We start from the raw sequence: 14,934 nt of genomic DNA on the forward strand, positions 1-14,934 counted from the left end.
CGCGAAGAGGTCAGCTCAGGCCCCAAAAATCTCAGGGCTTGAACCCCTGAGCCAACAACCAGCCCCGGACCATCCGCCCCTGCTCCACCGTCAACCCGGCCAACGCCTGCTCGGCCGGTTCGGTCCGCAACCGCCGCACCAACGGCGCCAGTTCAACCCCTTGCACATGCCAGATCCCCAACGGCTGATCTGCCGTGATCACCACTTCGGCTTCATCGACAAAACCCTCACGCAGCACCGGCGCTCGCTCGATTCTCAACGAGGAAAAATCTGCCTCGGCATGGGCCACTTCTGCATCTGGCCAGCACCGTCGCGCCTGCCAGAACGGCTGTTCCAGCCACCGCTGCTCATCGGCATAAAAATCCCGGCCGATCCGCGCAAAGCGCATAAACAGTTGCTCCACCCGCTGCTGATGAAACCGCTGTGCCAGCCCTGCCCGCTCCGGTTTACGCAATAACGTGTTGATCACCGTGGGCGCCTGCAACGCTGAAGACAAGGACTGGAAAATGCCATTGCCCGACAGCGGGTCCACCGCCATCGCCGCGTCGCCGACCCGAATCCAGCGATCACCACAGACCTGCGGACTCAAAATCGCCGTGCTGCTGCGCGCATGCAGTTGGAGATCGGTCTCAGGCCCGGCACCGAAAAACTCACGCGCCCAGGCCGAGCCCTGGCGCCGTGCGCGGCAGTAATCCAGCAACGTCGCCTTGCCCGGCAATTGCGCGCTAGCCACGTCCACCGTCCACTGCCAATAACACTGACCGTCGGCCCGCCGCGCCATCCAGGCCCAGCCGTCCTCAAGGCTTTCCACCGCACTGGCGGTGCTGCCCGGCATGCCTTGCCAGCGATTGAGCAGGCTGACCGTCTCCGGCCCGCGCAGGCCTTTGCCCAGTGCCGGCGCCTGACGCCCACGGGCTTCCACCAGAAAATCCGCAAGCAGCGCCTCGCGCCCTTCAATCTCGACCCGATGCCCCACCGCCGAGGCCTGAACGCTCAGCACCCGCCCTTCGATCAGTTCGACACCCGCCAGACGCAGGTCTTCGCGCAAGCCTCGGTCGAAACTCGGACGATCCAACAGAAATTCGATGTTTTGCGCATGTTGCTGACCGTTCCAAGACACCTGCCGCTGGGAAGGCAACGCCGCATCCGCCAGCGCCTGATGCAGGCCCGCGCCGCGCAAGGCTTCCAGCACCCGAAGCGAAACGCCTTCCAGTGCCGCAAACCGGCGCCACTCGCTGACCAGGGTCACCGCATAACCAAGACGCCGCAAACCCAGGGCGACCGCCGCCCCGGCGGGACCGGCACCCAGAATCAGAATCATGCGCCGAAGCGCCGTTCAGGGCCGCGATAGCGGGCGTTCTCGCGCAGCCACTCGATGACGTGTTCGTTACTCGCGTCGGGATGGGCCACCAGGAAACCCGCAATGTGCCCGCTCAACGCCGCACACCCAAGGCTCGCACCGGACTGTCCCGGATAGGTCCCATGCACGCATGCCGCGAAATCGGCCTGGGCACTGTTGAGCCACGACCATTCATGCTCGGCGCAACGCGCATCGCCGGTGACGCGTAACACTTGGGGATAATTCGCTGGAAACACGCCCTCGCCCTGCGCCGGGCTGGAGGCACACAACAAAATGCCCCGCGCCACCGCCGCTGCGCAGGCTTCTCGCAACAGGCTGCGATCCTGGCGTAATCCAAGGCTCAAATTGATCAGCCGAACATCCTGCGCCACCAGCCAGTCAATCGCGGTGGCGATCTGCAAGGCGCTGGTAACGCCACGCTGGTCAAACACCTGCCCCACGCAAAACACCGCCGCCGGCGCCCGTCGTCCGATGGCCTCGATCACCGCGCTGCCGTGGCCGAGCGGGTCGTCGCGCAAGTCGCTTTCGGCCAGACCGTCCTCCAGCAGCGAAAAACGCCGTCCGGCGATCACCTGCACCCGTTGCACCGCCGAATGTCCGCTGTCGACTACGCCAATCCTTAGCTCAGGCTTCATGCAGCACCGTTTTTGAAGTGAGCACGCCGTCGAGCAATTCAAAGCGCAAATCAGCATCGGCCAGCGTGGAAGGACGATGGCTGATCAGGATCCGCGTGCGCCCGGCAAACAGTCGGTCGATGGCCTCGATGACTTCGCGCTCGGTGGCTTCGTCCACCGCCGAAGTGGCTTCGTCCAGCACCAGAATCAGCGGATCCTGCAACAACGCCCGGGCGATGGCGATGCGCTGTTTCTGCCCGCCGGACAGCTGCTGGCCGCGTTCGCCCAACGGACTGTCGAGACCTTCGGGCAACGATTCGATCAGGCTGTCGAGTTGCGCCAGCCGCGCGACTTCTGCAATCGCTTCACGGCTGGCGTCCGGCACCGCATAAGCGAGGTTGTCGGCCAGGCTGCCGCGAAACAGCACGATGTCCTGACTGACCACGGCGATCCGCCGACGCAGTTGGAACAGGTCCAGTTCTCGCAAATCGACTTCTCCCAGCAGCACGCGACCGGACTGTGGATCGTGATGGCGTTGCAGCAGATCGATGAGCGTTGATTTACCGACGCCGGAGCCGCCGCTCAGGGCGACTTTCAAGCCATAGGGAATTCGCGCTTCGATGCCGCGCAAGGTCGTCGGGCGACCGGGATGGCTGAAGTGCACGTCTTCAAATCGCAGTTCACCGGAGGCCGGCATCGGCTTGGGTTCAACCGGTGTGAACACGGTCGGTTCTTCACCACGCAACTCCATGACCCGACCGAGGCTGACGGTCATTCGTTGAATCGCAACGTAAAGTCCGAGCAGGCTCTGCACCGGCCCGACCGCCATCCCCAAGTACGTGGAAAACGCGATCAGCGCGCCCAGTTGCCAGGTCCCCTGCACCACCCAATAACCGCCAATCAAAAACGCACAGGCCCGGGACAATGACGTCAGCGTGCCGGGCACCGCCTGGGTGAAAAACTCGGTGACTTGCAGGCGCAGCAGCTGGCTCATATAGCCTTGACCAAGCGACTCCAGACGACGCGATTCACGTTGTTGCTGGCCGGCAGACTGGATGAATTTCATCACCGGCAAGGTCTCGACCATGAACGAGGACATGTCCGCCGAGCGCTCGCGCAACTGCCGAACATCGCGCTCGACCTTGCGCCGCATCCAGCGCAGCCAGAGGATGTCGAGGGGAATCAGCACCAGCGCCAGCAGCGAGAGTTTCCACGACAGGGTCAACAGCATCGCCACCGCAACCACCAGGCCAACCACGCTCGATACCGCCGAGAACAGCGAATCCACAGCGAAGCGCTGGATCTCCGCAACGTCGCCATCCAGGCGCGACATCAGATCACCGATGCGCCGCTGCCCATAGAAGCTCGGCGATAACTTCTGTAAATGCCGATAGAGGTCATCACGCAGGCTAAACAGAATCCGCCCGGACAGTCGCGTGTGCAGGTAGCGATTGATCCCCGACAGCGCCGTGCCGAGCAGCCCGGCGAGAATCATCAACCCGGCAATCAACACCAGCATCGGAAAGTTTTTCGCCAGCAAGCCATCGTCGATCAGCAGCTTGGTCAGCCACGGCTGCACCAGCACCAGCGACGAGGCGCAGACCGACAAACCGAGCAGCCCGGCAATCGCCAATCGATGCGGGCGCACAAAACTGTAGAGCCAACGCAACGCCGCTTGCAGGGCTTCGGGGTTCTGGCTGTCGATCAGCCGAACGATCAAGCGCTGCATCACGAACGCAACTGTTTGAGCTTGCGATACAGTGTCGCGCGGCTGATGCCCAAGGCGTCGGCGGCGGCCGAGACGTTGCCCTGATGGCTATCCAGGGACTGGCGGATCAGCTCCAGTTCATTTTCGCGAATGCTGCCCGACGCCGGGCGTTCAGTGGCGGTGAGTTCGTCGAGCATGCTGTCGGGCAAGTGGTCGAGGGTAAGCACCGTGTCCCCGGGTTCGCGCATGGCCAGCGCGGTGCGTAGGACCATTTCCAGTTGGCGAATGTTGCCCGGCCAAGGGTAGCCGTCGAGCAAGCGGCTCAGATCGTCATGCAGGACGACAGCGGGGGCATCAAGTTTGGCCAGCAGACGAGCGACCAAAGCACTGAAATCATCACGTTCGCGCAGGGCCGGGAGCACCACGTTGATGCCGTTGACCCGGTAGAACAGGTCTTCACGGAAATGCTTTTCTTCGACCAGTCTCTTGAGGTCGCGGTGGGTGGCGCAGATCAGCGCGACGTCGATGTCTTGTTCCTCGCCAGCGCCCAGCGGCGCCACTTTACGGTCCTGCAACACCCGCAGCAGACGGGCCTGCAAGGCCAGCGGCATGTCGCCGATTTCGTCGAGGAACAAGGTGCCGCCGTGGGCCTGTTGCAGTCGTCCGATCATGCCACCACGGCGAGAGCCGGTGAAGGCGCCTTCGCGGTAGCCGAACAGTTCCGACTCGATCAGGCCTTCAGGGATGGCCGCGCAGTTCACCGCAACGAAAGGTTTGTCACAGCGGGCTCCGGCCATGTGTAGCGCGCGGGCGATGACTTCTTTACCGGTGCCGGTTTCACCGAGCAGCAACACCGGCAATTCATTGGCCAGCCCTTGGCGGGCCATGCGCAAGGCCCGGGCATAACGGACGTTGCTGCCGGCCAGGGATTCGAGATCCGGTTGCGGCTTGGCGGTTTTCGCGGGGCTGCGCGGCGGTGTGCTGACGTTGATGGAACGTTGCGGCGCCCGCAGGGTTTTGTAGAAGAATTCACCTTTGGCGGTCTGCAAACTGCCGACGCCACCTTGATGCAGACGCGATAGCAATTGCAGGCCATCGACACCGAGAAATTCCTCGCAACGCCGACCGACCAGTGCCGAACGCTCGGCACGCAGCAACTGACAGGCTTGCGCGCTGACCGCGAGGATCTGTCCGCCGAGGCTCACCGCCAGCAGGCCCTGCCAAGGGGATTCAAGGTATTGCCGACGGCTGTGGAACGCGAGGACGATTTCGTCTGGATAACTGGCGTTGAATACCCGGCTTTCGATCTGGCTGACGGCCATGGCCAGTAACGCGGTGCTGTCATGAACGCGGCCGAGGGGGCCTTCGCGGGTCAGGTCGAGGACGCCGAGGATGTCGCCTTGCGGGCAATGGATCGGCACCGATGTGCAGGAGAAATCGGTTAGACGATCAAGGTAATGTTCACCGCAATCGATCATCGTTGGCCGGGCCTCCACCAGTGCGGTGCCCAATGCGTTGGTGCCGCGAGCGGCTTCGCTCCAGCAAGCGCCCAGGGTGATGTCTTGCAGGCCGCTGCCCCTGAAGCGGTCGGCGCGACCTTCGGCAGCGAGGATAGTGGCGTCGGAATTGGCGAGGATGATCAGGCCTTCCTTGCCTTGGCGTTCGGCCAGGTAATCGATGGCCGGCAATGCCGCATCGATCAGCAGGCGATTGCTCGCCAACAGCAAGTCCAGGCTCGCGCTCGATTCCAGCGCCAGTTCGTGTTTGGCGTTGAAATGCACGCCATGGCTGAGGCTGCGCCGCCACGACGCATCGATTTCTGCCCGCAGCACGCCATCGGGGACTTCACCCTCCAGATGGAGTTTTTCCCGGGCCAGCCGGGCTTCGCGATGCAGCTTGGGAGAAGTTGTTTTTATTAGCGTCATCAAGCGCTCCGGATCGGTCCGCTTTGCGCCTTTTCAAGTTCAGCGCCCTGCCGCAATCTTTACGTTAACGTCAGGGCGATGGCAAGTGCCTTGCGGCACTTGGGTACTGTCAGGTGGAGCGAGTCATCGTTCTGCGCGGGCAAGCCACGCGCCTACAGTGATCTGACGGCGCCTGGGGAGCTTCCAGCACAGGCTGAATTTTCTTGAGCATGTGCTGTGAAGCCTTGGGTGCTTAGACGTGAGGGTCACCCGGTACTTTGCTCGGCGTGGCGTATTGCGGCTTGAGATGGCCGTCCTGATCGAGTAACCAGGCGTCCATGATCTGCCGCACCACTGGGCCGGCGACGCGACCACCGGCCTCGCCGTTTTCAATCATCACCGAGATGACTATCTTCGGGTGCTCGGCCGGGGCGAAACCGACGAACAAGGCATTGTCGCGGTTGCGTTCCAGGGTTTTCGCCCGGTTGTAGCGCTCGCCTTGCTTGATCGCTACGACTTGCGCGGTACCACTCTTGCCGGCAATGCGGTACTGAGCGCCCTGCGCGGCCGCTCGGGCAATCCCGCGAGCGTCGTGCATCACCATCTGCATGCCATGGTTGACCTGCTCCCAGTCGCGCGGATCCTTGAGCAGGATGTTCGGCATCGGGTGCTCGTCCACCGGCGCTACGCCATCCACGGTCTTGGCCAGGCGCGGTCGGTTCCACACACCTTTGTTGGCGATCAGCGCGGTGGCCTGGGCCAGCTGCAGCGGCGTGACCTGCATGTAACCCTGGCCGATGCCAAGGATCACGGTTTCGCCCGGAAACCAGGCCTGACGGCGCGTGGCACGCTTCCACGTTTGCGATGGCATCAGGCCGGCAGACTCTTCGAACATGTCCAGCGAGACTTTCTCGCCGAGCCCGAACATGGCCATGTAGTCGTGCAGGCGATCGATGCCCAGCTTGTGGGCCAGATCATAGAAGTAGGTGTCGTTGGAACGCATGATCGCCGCGTCCATGTCGACCCAACCGTCGCCGCTGTGGTTCCAGTTACGGTATTTGTGATCAAAGTCCGGGAGCTGGTAATAACCAGGGTCGAAGACACGGGTCTGAGGGGTGACGACGCCGGCATCGAGGCCTGCAATGGCCACCTCGGGTTTGATGGTCGAACCCGGCGCGTAGAGGCCGCGCAGAACGCGGTTGAACAGCGGCCGATCGATGGAGTCGTGCAGCGCCGCGTATTCCTTGAAGCTGATGCCGGTGACGAACAGGTTCGGGTCGAAACTGGGCTTGCTGACCATGGCCAGCACTTCACCGGTCGACGGATCAAGCGCCACCACCGAACCACGACGATCGCCCAAGGCTTCCTCGGCCGCTTCCTGGAGTTTGACATCCAGGCTCAGGACAATGTTTTTGCCGGGGATCGGATCGGTGTGCTTGAGCACTCGCAGTACGCGGCCCTGGGCATTGGTTTCGACTTCTTCGTAGCCCACCTGGCCGTGCAATTGCGACTCGTAGAATTTTTCGATGCCGGTCTTGCCGATGGATTGGGTGCCGCGGTACTCCACCGTGTCGAGGGCCTTGGATTCTTTTTCATTGATACGGCCGACGTAGCCGATCGAATGCGCGAAGTGTGCACCCAACGGGTAATGGCGGACGAACTGCGGCTCGACATCGATCCCCGGCAGACGGAACTCGTTGACCGCGAGAACCGCGATTTGCTGTTCACTGAGCTCGTAGAACAGGGTGACCGGCACGAACGGGTGGCGCGCCTGTTTCATGGCCTTGTCGAACAGTGTCCGGTCTTCGGCTGGCAAGTGCAGGAGGTTGACCACCTCATCGAGCTCCTCTTTGACATCGGAGGCGCGTTCGCGGGTGATGGTGAGGTTGAAGCTGGGACGGTTGTCAGCCAGAACCACGCCGTTTCGGTCGTAGATCAGTCCGCGTGTCGGGGTGATCGGCAGGACATGGACGCGGTTGTTTTCGGAGATTGTCGAGTGATAGTCGTACTCGACCACTTGCAGGACATACATGCGCACCACAAGTGCGCAGGAAATGGCGGCGACGAACAAGGCGCAGGCGATCAGCCGCTTGTTGACCAGACGCGTCTCTTTTTCGTGGTCCTTGATGGGTATCGGTTCGGGCATTTCTGTAGCAGCTCTATGACTATAAAAGGGGCGCCGATCCGTAGGCCTGAAAATCAATCCGTTAAAAAAACGAGCTGCACCATACCAAAAACTGTGCGGTCACTTTAGTGGGATTTTCTCGAATGGTTGTCCTTGAGGGCCAAAACGACAGTCGGCTTTTTCTTCGACTCGTGCGTTTTGCTCAAGATTGATATTCCGATTCATGCATTTTTCTTGTAGGTAGGCCTGTAGATACTGGGTGCATGTCATTGCATTTTGTTGTCTGGGAGTCTTTTCATGCATCCACGATTTCAACGATTACTTGGCTCCAATGGATTTTCCATCGGACTGGAACTGCCGCTGGATAACGATTGGTCCAGTGTTGGACAGCGGCTGCGGATTGCTCAGAATCGGCCTTTTGGTGTCCCCGATTTGAAGCAGCACGCGGCGATGGCGCGCCTGGCTGATAACACCGGTTTTCGCGCACTTTGGGTACGTGATGTGCCGGTTTATGACCCCAACTTTGGCGATGCCGCACAGGTCTTTGAAGCCTTTTCTTACCTTGGGTATTTGGCCGGGATTACTGAGAACATCATGCTCGGTACGGCGGCAGTTGTGCTGCCATTGCGTCAGCCGTGGCTAACGCTCAAGGCCGCCAACAGTGTTGATGAACTGAGTGACGGGCGTCTGCTCCTTGGGGTGGCCAGTGGTGACCGGTCGATGGAGTATCCGTTGTTTGGGGTGGATTACGATCAGCGCGGAGAGATCTTTCGCGATACGGTTGAGTTGATCCGCAGCCAGGGTGAAGGTCGTTTGCCTGAAGGCGCTCGCCTGTTGCCGGAGCGAGATAAGCCTATGCCACTGCTGGTTGCAGGTCTGGGTCAACAATCACCGGCCTGGATTGGTGAGCACATGGATGGTTGGCTCGCCTATCCTGGTACGCCGGATGAGCATCGACGTCGAGTGGGGCTGTGGCGGGAAGTTGGAGACGATAAGCCCTATATCAGCTTCGTACACCTGGACTTGGCCGCTAATCCTCATGCCCCCATGCGACGTGTGCGCTTCGGTGGCAGTTGTGGACGGCTGGCCTTGATTGATGAGCTTCAGGCGTTGCGCGACGCGGGTGTTCAGCATGTTGGCTTACACCTGCGCCGTAGTGAGCGAGCGGCAGTTGAAGTTATCGAAGAGATCGCAGAATACGTTCTGCCGAAGTTTCACTAACGATGCTGCTGAAACCTGGGATAGCCCGTCGGGTTATCCTTTTTTGTCCCGCCACTTTCCTGCGGACAAAACAAAACCCCTACCTGCATACGCAGATAGGGGTTTCGGAATTTAATCTTGACGATGACCTACTCTCACATGGGGAAACCCCACACTACCATCGGCGATGCATCGTTTCACTGCTGAGTTCGGGATGGGATCAGGTGGTTCCAATGCTCTATGGTCGTCAAGAAATTCGGTAGCCAGGTCGTTTGCCTTACGGCGCACGCTCCAGCGAATGGGTATGTGATAGATCTTCGGTGTTTGTGAACAATTCGAACTTTCGGTTCATTTCGTCTTCACACACCGCAATCTGGTGCTCTTTCGCTTTTGGGCTCGAAGCAAGCAAATTGCTTGGGTGTTATATGGTCAAGCCTCACGGGCAATTAGTATTGGTTAGCTCAACGCCTCACAGCGCTTACACACCCAACCTATCAACGTCGTAGTCTTCGACGGCCCTTCAGGGGACTCAAGGTCCCAGTGAGATCTCATCTTGAGGCTAGTTTCCCGCTTAGATGCTTTCAGCGGTTATCTATTCCGAACATAGCTACCCGGCAATGCCACTGGCGTGACAACCGGAACACCAGAGGTTCGTCCACTCCGGTCCTCTCGTACTAGGAGCAGCCCCTCTCAAATCTCAAACGTCCACGGCAGATAGGGACCGAACTGTCTCACGACGTTCTAAACCCAGCTCGCGTACCACTTTAAATGGCGAACAGCCATACCCTTGGGACCGGCTTCAGCCCCAGGATGTGATGAGCCGACATCGAGGTGCCAAACACCGCCGTCGATATGAACTCTTGGGCGGTATCAGCCTGTTATCCCCGGAGTACCTTTTATCCGTTGAGCGATGGCCCTTCCATACAGAACCACCGGATCACTAAGACCTACTTTCGTACCTGCTCGACGTGTCTGTCTCGCAGTCAAGCGCGCTTTTGCCTTTATACTCTACGACCGATTTCCGACCGGTCTGAGCGCACCTTCGTACTCCTCCGTTACTCTTTAGGAGGAGACCGCCCCAGTCAAACTACCCACCATACACTGTCCTCGATCCGGATAACGGACCTGAGTTAGAACCTCAAAGTTGCCAGGGTGGTATTTCAAGGTTGGCTCCACGCGAACTGGCGTCCACGCTTCAAAGCCTCCCACCTATCCTACACAAGCAAATTCAAAGTCCAGTGCAAAGCTATAGTAAAGGTTCACGGGGTCTTTCCGTCTAGCCGCGGATACACTGCATCTTCACAGCGATTTCAATTTCACTGAGTCTCGGGTGGAGACAGCGCCGCCATCGTTACGCCATTCGTGCAGGTCGGAACTTACCCGACAAGGAATTTCGCTACCTTAGGACCGTTATAGTTACGGCCGCCGTTTACCGGGGCTTCGATCAAGAGCTTCGCGTTAGCTAACCCCATCAATTAACCTTCCGGCACCGGGCAGGCGTCACACCCTATACGTCCACTTTCGTGTTTGCAGAGTGCTGTGTTTTTAATAAACAGTCGCAGCGGCCTGGTATCTTCGACCGGCATGGGCTTACGCAGTAAATGCTTCACCCTCACCGGCGCACCTTCTCCCGAAGTTACGGTGCCATTTTGCCTAGTTCCTTCACCCGAGTTCTCTCAAGCGCCTTGGTATTCTCTACCCAACCACCTGTGTCGGTTTGGGGTACGGTTCCTGGTTACCTGAAGCTTAGAAGCTTTTCTTGGAAGCATGGCATCAACCACTTCGTGTTCTAAAAGAACACTCGTCATCAGCTCTCGGCCTTAGAATCCCGGATTTACCTAAGATTCCAGCCTACCACCTTAAACTTGGACAACCAACGCCAAGCTGGCCTAGCCTTCTCCGTCCCTCCATCGCAATAACCAGAAGTACAGGAATATTAACCTGTTTTCCATCGACTACGCTTTTCAGCCTCGCCTTAGGGACCGACTAACCCTGCGTCGATTAACGTTGCGCAGGAAACCTTGGTCTTTCGGCGTGGGTGTTTTTCACACCCATTGTCGTTACTCATGTCAGCATTCGCACTTCTGATACCTCCAGCAAGCTTCTCAACTCACCTTCACAGGCTTACAGAACGCTCCTCTACCGCATCACCTAAGTGATACCCGTAGCTTCGGTGTATGGTTTGAGCCCCGTTACATCTTCCGCGCAGGCCGACTCGACTAGTGAGCTATTACGCTTTCTTTAAAGGGTGGCTGCTTCTAAGCCAACCTCCTAGCTGTCTAAGCCTTCCCACATCGTTTCCCACTTAACCATAACTTTGGGACCTTAGCTGACGGTCTGGGTTGTTTCCCTTTTCACGACGGACGTTAGCACCCGCCGTGTGTCTCCCATGCTCGGCACTTGTAGGTATTCGGAGTTTGCATCGGTTTGGTAAGTCGGGATGACCCCCTAGCCGAAACAGTGCTCTACCCCCTACAGTGATACATGAGGCGCTACCTAAATAGCTTTCGAGGAGAACCAGCTATCTCCGAGCTTGATTAGCCTTTCACTCCGATCCACAGGTCATCCGCTAACTTTTCAACGGTAGTCGGTTCGGTCCTCCAGTTAGTGTTACCCAACCTTCAACCTGCCCATGGATAGATCGCCCGGTTTCGGGTCTATTCCCAGCGACTAGACGCCCTATTAAGACTCGCTTTCGCTACGCCTCCCCTATTCGGTTAAGCTCGCCACTGAAAATAAGTCGCTGACCCATTATACAAAAGGTACGCAGTCACCCAACAAAGTGGGCTCCCACTGCTTGTACGCATACGGTTTCAGGATCTATTTCACTCCCCTCTCCGGGGTTCTTTTCGCCTTTCCCTCACGGTACTAGTTCACTATCGGTCAGTCAGTAGTATTTAGCCTTGGAGGATGGTCCCCCCATATTCAGACAAAGTTTCTCGTGCTCCGTCCTACTCGATTTCATGACTAAGAGATTTTCGCGTACAGGGCTATCACCCACTATGGCCGTACTTTCCAGAACGTTCCGCTAATCTCAAAGCCACTTAAGGGCTAGTCCCCGTTCGCTCGCCACTACTAAGGGAATCTCGGTTGATTTCTTTTCCTCAGGGTACTTAGATGTTTCAGTTCCCCTGGTTCGCCTCTTAAGCCTATGTATTCAGCTTAAGATAACCATCTTATGATGGCTGGGTTCCCCCATTCAGACATCTCCGGATCAAAGTCTGTTTGCCGACTCCCCGAAGCTTTTCGCAGGCTACCACGTCTTTCATCGCCTCTGACTGCCAAGGCATCCACCGTATGCGCTTCTTCACTTGACCATATAACCCCAAGCAATCTGGTTATACTGTGAAGACGACATTCGCCGAAAATTCGATAATACTCAATTAAGAGCAACTCACAAATTTTACCTTAGCCTGATCCGTTACCAGTGAAAGTAACGTTCAGTCTATCTTTCTATCACATACCCAAATTTTTAAAGAACGATCTAGCCAAAGACTAGAAATCAACATTCACCATCATCACAATGGAATGCTCATTTCTAAGCTTTCAACAAACAGAAGCAGTAGTGGTGGAGCCAAACGGGATCGAACCGTTGACCTCCTGCGTGCAAGGCAGGCGCTCTCCCAGCTGAGCTATGGCCCCGTATTTCTACAGGTTCCCACACAAAATTGGTGGGTCTGGGCAGATTCGAACTGCCGACCTCACCCTTATCAGGGGTGCGCTCTAACCAACTGAGCTACAGACCCAATTTCGAGCTTTAAGGCCGACCTCACCCTGCTCTTTACCACAGAGCATGGGGTGCGCTCCAACCAACTAAGCTACAACCTGTTAGGGCTGCTTCTTATCGTCTTCTTCAATGAATCAAGCAATTCGTGTGGGAACTTATGGAGCAGCTGATGTCGTCGATTAAGGAGGTGATCCAGCCGCAGGTTCCCCTACGGCTACCTTGTTACGACTTCACCCCAGTCATGAATCACACCGTGGTAACCGTCCTCCCGAAGGTTAGACTAGCTACTTCTGGTGCAACCCACTCCCATGGTGTGACGGGCGGTGTGTACAAGGCCCGGGAACGTATTCACCGCGACATTCTGATTCGCGATTACTAGCGATTCCGACTTCACGCAGTCGAGTTGCAGACTGCGATCCGGACTACGATCGGTTTTCTGGGATTAGCTCCACCTCGCGGCTTGGCAACCCTCTGTACCGACCATTGTAGCACGTGTGTAGCCCAGGCCGTAAGGGCCATGATGACTTGACGTCATCCCCACCTTCCTCCGGTTTGTCACCGGCAGTCTCCTTAGAGTGCCCACCATTACGTGCTGGTAACTAAGGACAAGGGTTGCGCTCGTTACGGGACTTAACCCAACATCTCACGACACGAGCTGACGACAGCCATGCAGCACCTGTCTCAATGTTCCCGAAGGCACCAATCCATCTCTGGAAAGTTCATTGGATGTCAAGGCCTGGTAAGGTTCTTCGCGTTGCTTCGAATTAAACCACATGCTCCACCGCTTGTGCGGGCCCCCGTCAATTCATTTGAGTTTTAACCTTGCGGCCGTACTCCCCAGGCGGTCAACTTAATGCGTTAGCTGCGCCACTAAGAGCTCAAGGCTCCCAACGGCTAGTTGACATCGTTTACGGCGTGGACTACCAGGGTATCTAATCCTGTTTGCTCCCCACGCTTTCGCACCTCAGTGTCAGTATCAGTCCAGGTGGTCGCCTTCGCCACTGGTGTTCCTTCCTATATCTACGCATTTCACCGCTACACAGGAAATTCCACCACCCTCTACCATACTCTAGCTTGTCAGTTTTGAATGCAGTTCCCAGGTTGAGCCCGGGGATTTCACATCCAACTTAACAAACCACCTACGCGCGCTTTACGCCCAGTAATTCCGATTAACGCTTGCACCCTCTGTATTACCGCGGCTGCTGGCACAGAGTTAGCCGGTGCTTATTCTGTCGGTAACGTCAAAACACTTACGTATTAGGTAAATGCCCTTCCTCCCAACTTAAAGTGCTTTACAATCCGAAGACCTTCTTCACACACGCGGCATGGCTGGATCAGGCTTTCGCCCATTGTCCAATATTCCCCACTGCTGCCTCCCGTAGGAGTCTGGACCGTGTCTCAGTTCCAGTGTGACTGATCATCCTCTCAGACCAGTTACGGATCGTCGCCTTGGTGAGCCATTACCTCACCAACTAGCTAATCCGACCTAGGCTCATCTGATAGCGCAAGGCCCGAAGGTCCCCTGCTTTCTCCCGTAGGACGTATGCGGTATTAGCGTCCGTTTCCGAGCGTTATCCCCCACTACCAGGCAGATTCCTAGGCATTACTCACCCGTCCGCCGCTCGCCACCAGGTACAAGTACCCGTGTTGCCGCTCGACTTGCATGTGTTAGGCCTGCCGCCAGCGTTCAATCTGAGCCATGATCAAACTCTTCAGTTCAAACATCTTTGGGTTTTTAAGAAACCCTAAACTTGGCTCAGCAATCGTTGGTTACATCTTTGATTTCTCGCGGAGTAACTTGTGATGCTGATAATCTTGTTGACTATCAGTCTGACTCCACAAGCACCCACACGAATTGCTTGATTCAGTTGTTAAAGAGCGGTTGGTTAAGATCTTTCGTCTCAACCGAGGCGCGCATTCTACAGCAGCCTCTGTTGCTGTCAAGCGGTTATTTTCAGAAGTTTTCAAAGTTTCCTTTGCAACTTCAACCACTTGCGCTTCCGATCTCTCGTTAGCGGGAGGCGAATTTTACAGCGTTACTCGCTGCTGTCAACACCTCTTTTTCTCCGCTTTCGACCGAGAAGATCGAATCGTCAATCAAGCCAAACAACCCTGCCTGATCAACTCCTTCTGGGCTTCGATGACCTGAAGCAACTCGCTGTCGAAAACTGCGTAACTCTTTGTTTACCAAGGAGTTTTCCGTTTCGACTGCGCCGGAAGTGGGGCGAATTATAGACTTCCAGAATCTGCCGTCAACCCCTGATTTGGCTTTTCTATCACGACGTACAAAATCATT

At 57.2% G+C, this 14,934-nt stretch carries 6 protein-coding genes, 2 tRNA genes and 3 rRNA genes; 1 reads left to right on the forward strand and 10 read right to left on the reverse strand.

What is annotated here, in order from left to right; all coding sequences use genetic code 11:
• Window positions 1-31: 31 nt before the first annotated feature.
• The 5 genes from qhpG to mrdA all read right to left on the reverse strand — a co-directional run bounded on the left by qhpG (window position 32) and on the right by mrdA (window position 7,732).
• Window positions 32-1,321, reverse strand: coding sequence for a flavin-dependent monooxygenase QhpG (qhpG, locus tag ACA075_RS20765; protein ID WP_497295059.1), 1,290 nt, complete (start codon window positions 1,319-1,321; stop codon window positions 32-34).
• A complete protein-coding gene (qhpE, locus tag ACA075_RS20770) occupies window positions 1,318-1,995 on the reverse strand; it encodes a subtilisin-like serine protease QhpE (RefSeq protein WP_497295060.1) in 678 nt (225 codons plus the stop codon). The genes qhpG and qhpE overlap by 4 nt, the downstream gene beginning before the upstream one ends.
• Window positions 1,985-3,703 (reverse strand): ABC transporter ATP-binding protein, encoded by a 1,719-nt coding sequence (locus tag ACA075_RS20775; protein ID WP_497295061.1) that lies wholly within the window; start codon window positions 3,701-3,703, stop codon window positions 1,985-1,987. The genes qhpE and ACA075_RS20775 overlap by 11 nt, the downstream gene beginning before the upstream one ends.
• A complete protein-coding gene (locus tag ACA075_RS20780) occupies window positions 3,703-5,607 on the reverse strand; it encodes a sigma-54-dependent Fis family transcriptional regulator (RefSeq protein WP_497295063.1) in 1,905 nt (634 codons plus the stop codon). The genes ACA075_RS20775 and ACA075_RS20780 overlap by 1 nt, the downstream gene beginning before the upstream one ends.
• Before the next feature lie 232 nt (window positions 5,608-5,839).
• Window positions 5,840-7,732 (reverse strand): penicillin-binding protein 2, encoded by a 1,893-nt coding sequence (gene mrdA / locus ACA075_RS20785; RefSeq protein ID WP_497295065.1) that lies wholly within the window; start codon window positions 7,730-7,732, stop codon window positions 5,840-5,842.
• A gap of 276 nt (window positions 7,733-8,008) precedes the next feature.
• Here mrdA and ACA075_RS20790 point away from each other — a divergent pair, with 276 nt between their 5' ends.
• On the forward strand, window positions 8,009-8,932 hold the full coding sequence (locus ACA075_RS20790) for a TIGR03571 family LLM class oxidoreductase (RefSeq protein WP_497295067.1): 924 nt from the start codon (window positions 8,009-8,011) through the stop codon (window positions 8,930-8,932).
• 115 nt (window positions 8,933-9,047) lie between these two features.
• On the opposite strand, the gene rrf is transcribed toward ACA075_RS20790, so the two are convergent.
• The 5 genes from rrf to ACA075_RS20815 all read right to left on the reverse strand — a co-directional run bounded on the left by rrf (window position 9,048) and on the right by ACA075_RS20815 (window position 14,357).
• Window positions 9,048-9,163: ribosomal RNA gene (gene rrf, locus ACA075_RS20795) — 5S ribosomal RNA — on the reverse strand.
• Between the two features lie 173 nt (window positions 9,164-9,336).
• Window positions 9,337-12,228, reverse strand: a 23S ribosomal RNA gene (locus tag ACA075_RS20800).
• A 249-nt stretch (window positions 12,229-12,477) separates the two neighbouring features.
• A tRNA-Ala gene (locus ACA075_RS20805) sits at window positions 12,478-12,553 on the reverse strand.
• A 27-nt stretch (window positions 12,554-12,580) separates the two neighbouring features.
• A tRNA-Ile gene (locus ACA075_RS20810) sits at window positions 12,581-12,657 on the reverse strand.
• A 161-nt stretch (window positions 12,658-12,818) separates the two neighbouring features.
• Window positions 12,819-14,357 (reverse strand): 16S ribosomal RNA (locus ACA075_RS20815).
• Together the 16S, 23S and 5S rRNA genes with 2 tRNA genes alongside form the textbook arrangement of a ribosomal RNA operon.
• Between the last annotated feature and the right edge of the window lie 577 nt (window positions 14,358-14,934).

It is taken from the genome of Pseudomonas sp. LBUM1663, assembly GCF_059695905.1.

Excerpts from the sequence above, each read along its gene's own strand:
- qhpG (WP_497295059.1), bottom strand. The coding sequence starts at position 1,321 with ATGATTCTGATTCTGGGTGCCGGTCCCGCCGGGGCGGCGGTCGCCCTG.
- qhpE (WP_497295060.1), bottom strand. The coding sequence starts at position 1,995 with ATGAAGCCTGAGCTAAGGATTGGCGTAGTCGACAGCGGACATTCGGCG.
- ACA075_RS20775 (WP_497295061.1), bottom strand. The coding sequence starts at position 3,703 with ATGCAGCGCTTGATCGTTCGGCTGATCGACAGCCAGAACCCCGAAGCC.
- ACA075_RS20780 (WP_497295063.1), bottom strand. The coding sequence starts at position 5,607 with ATGACGCTAATAAAAACAACTTCTCCCAAGCTGCATCGCGAAGCCCGG.
- mrdA (WP_497295065.1), bottom strand. The coding sequence starts at position 7,732 with ATGCCCGAACCGATACCCATCAAGGACCACGAAAAAGAGACGCGTCTG.
- ACA075_RS20790 (WP_497295067.1), top strand. The coding sequence starts at position 8,009 with ATGCATCCACGATTTCAACGATTACTTGGCTCCAATGGATTTTCCATC.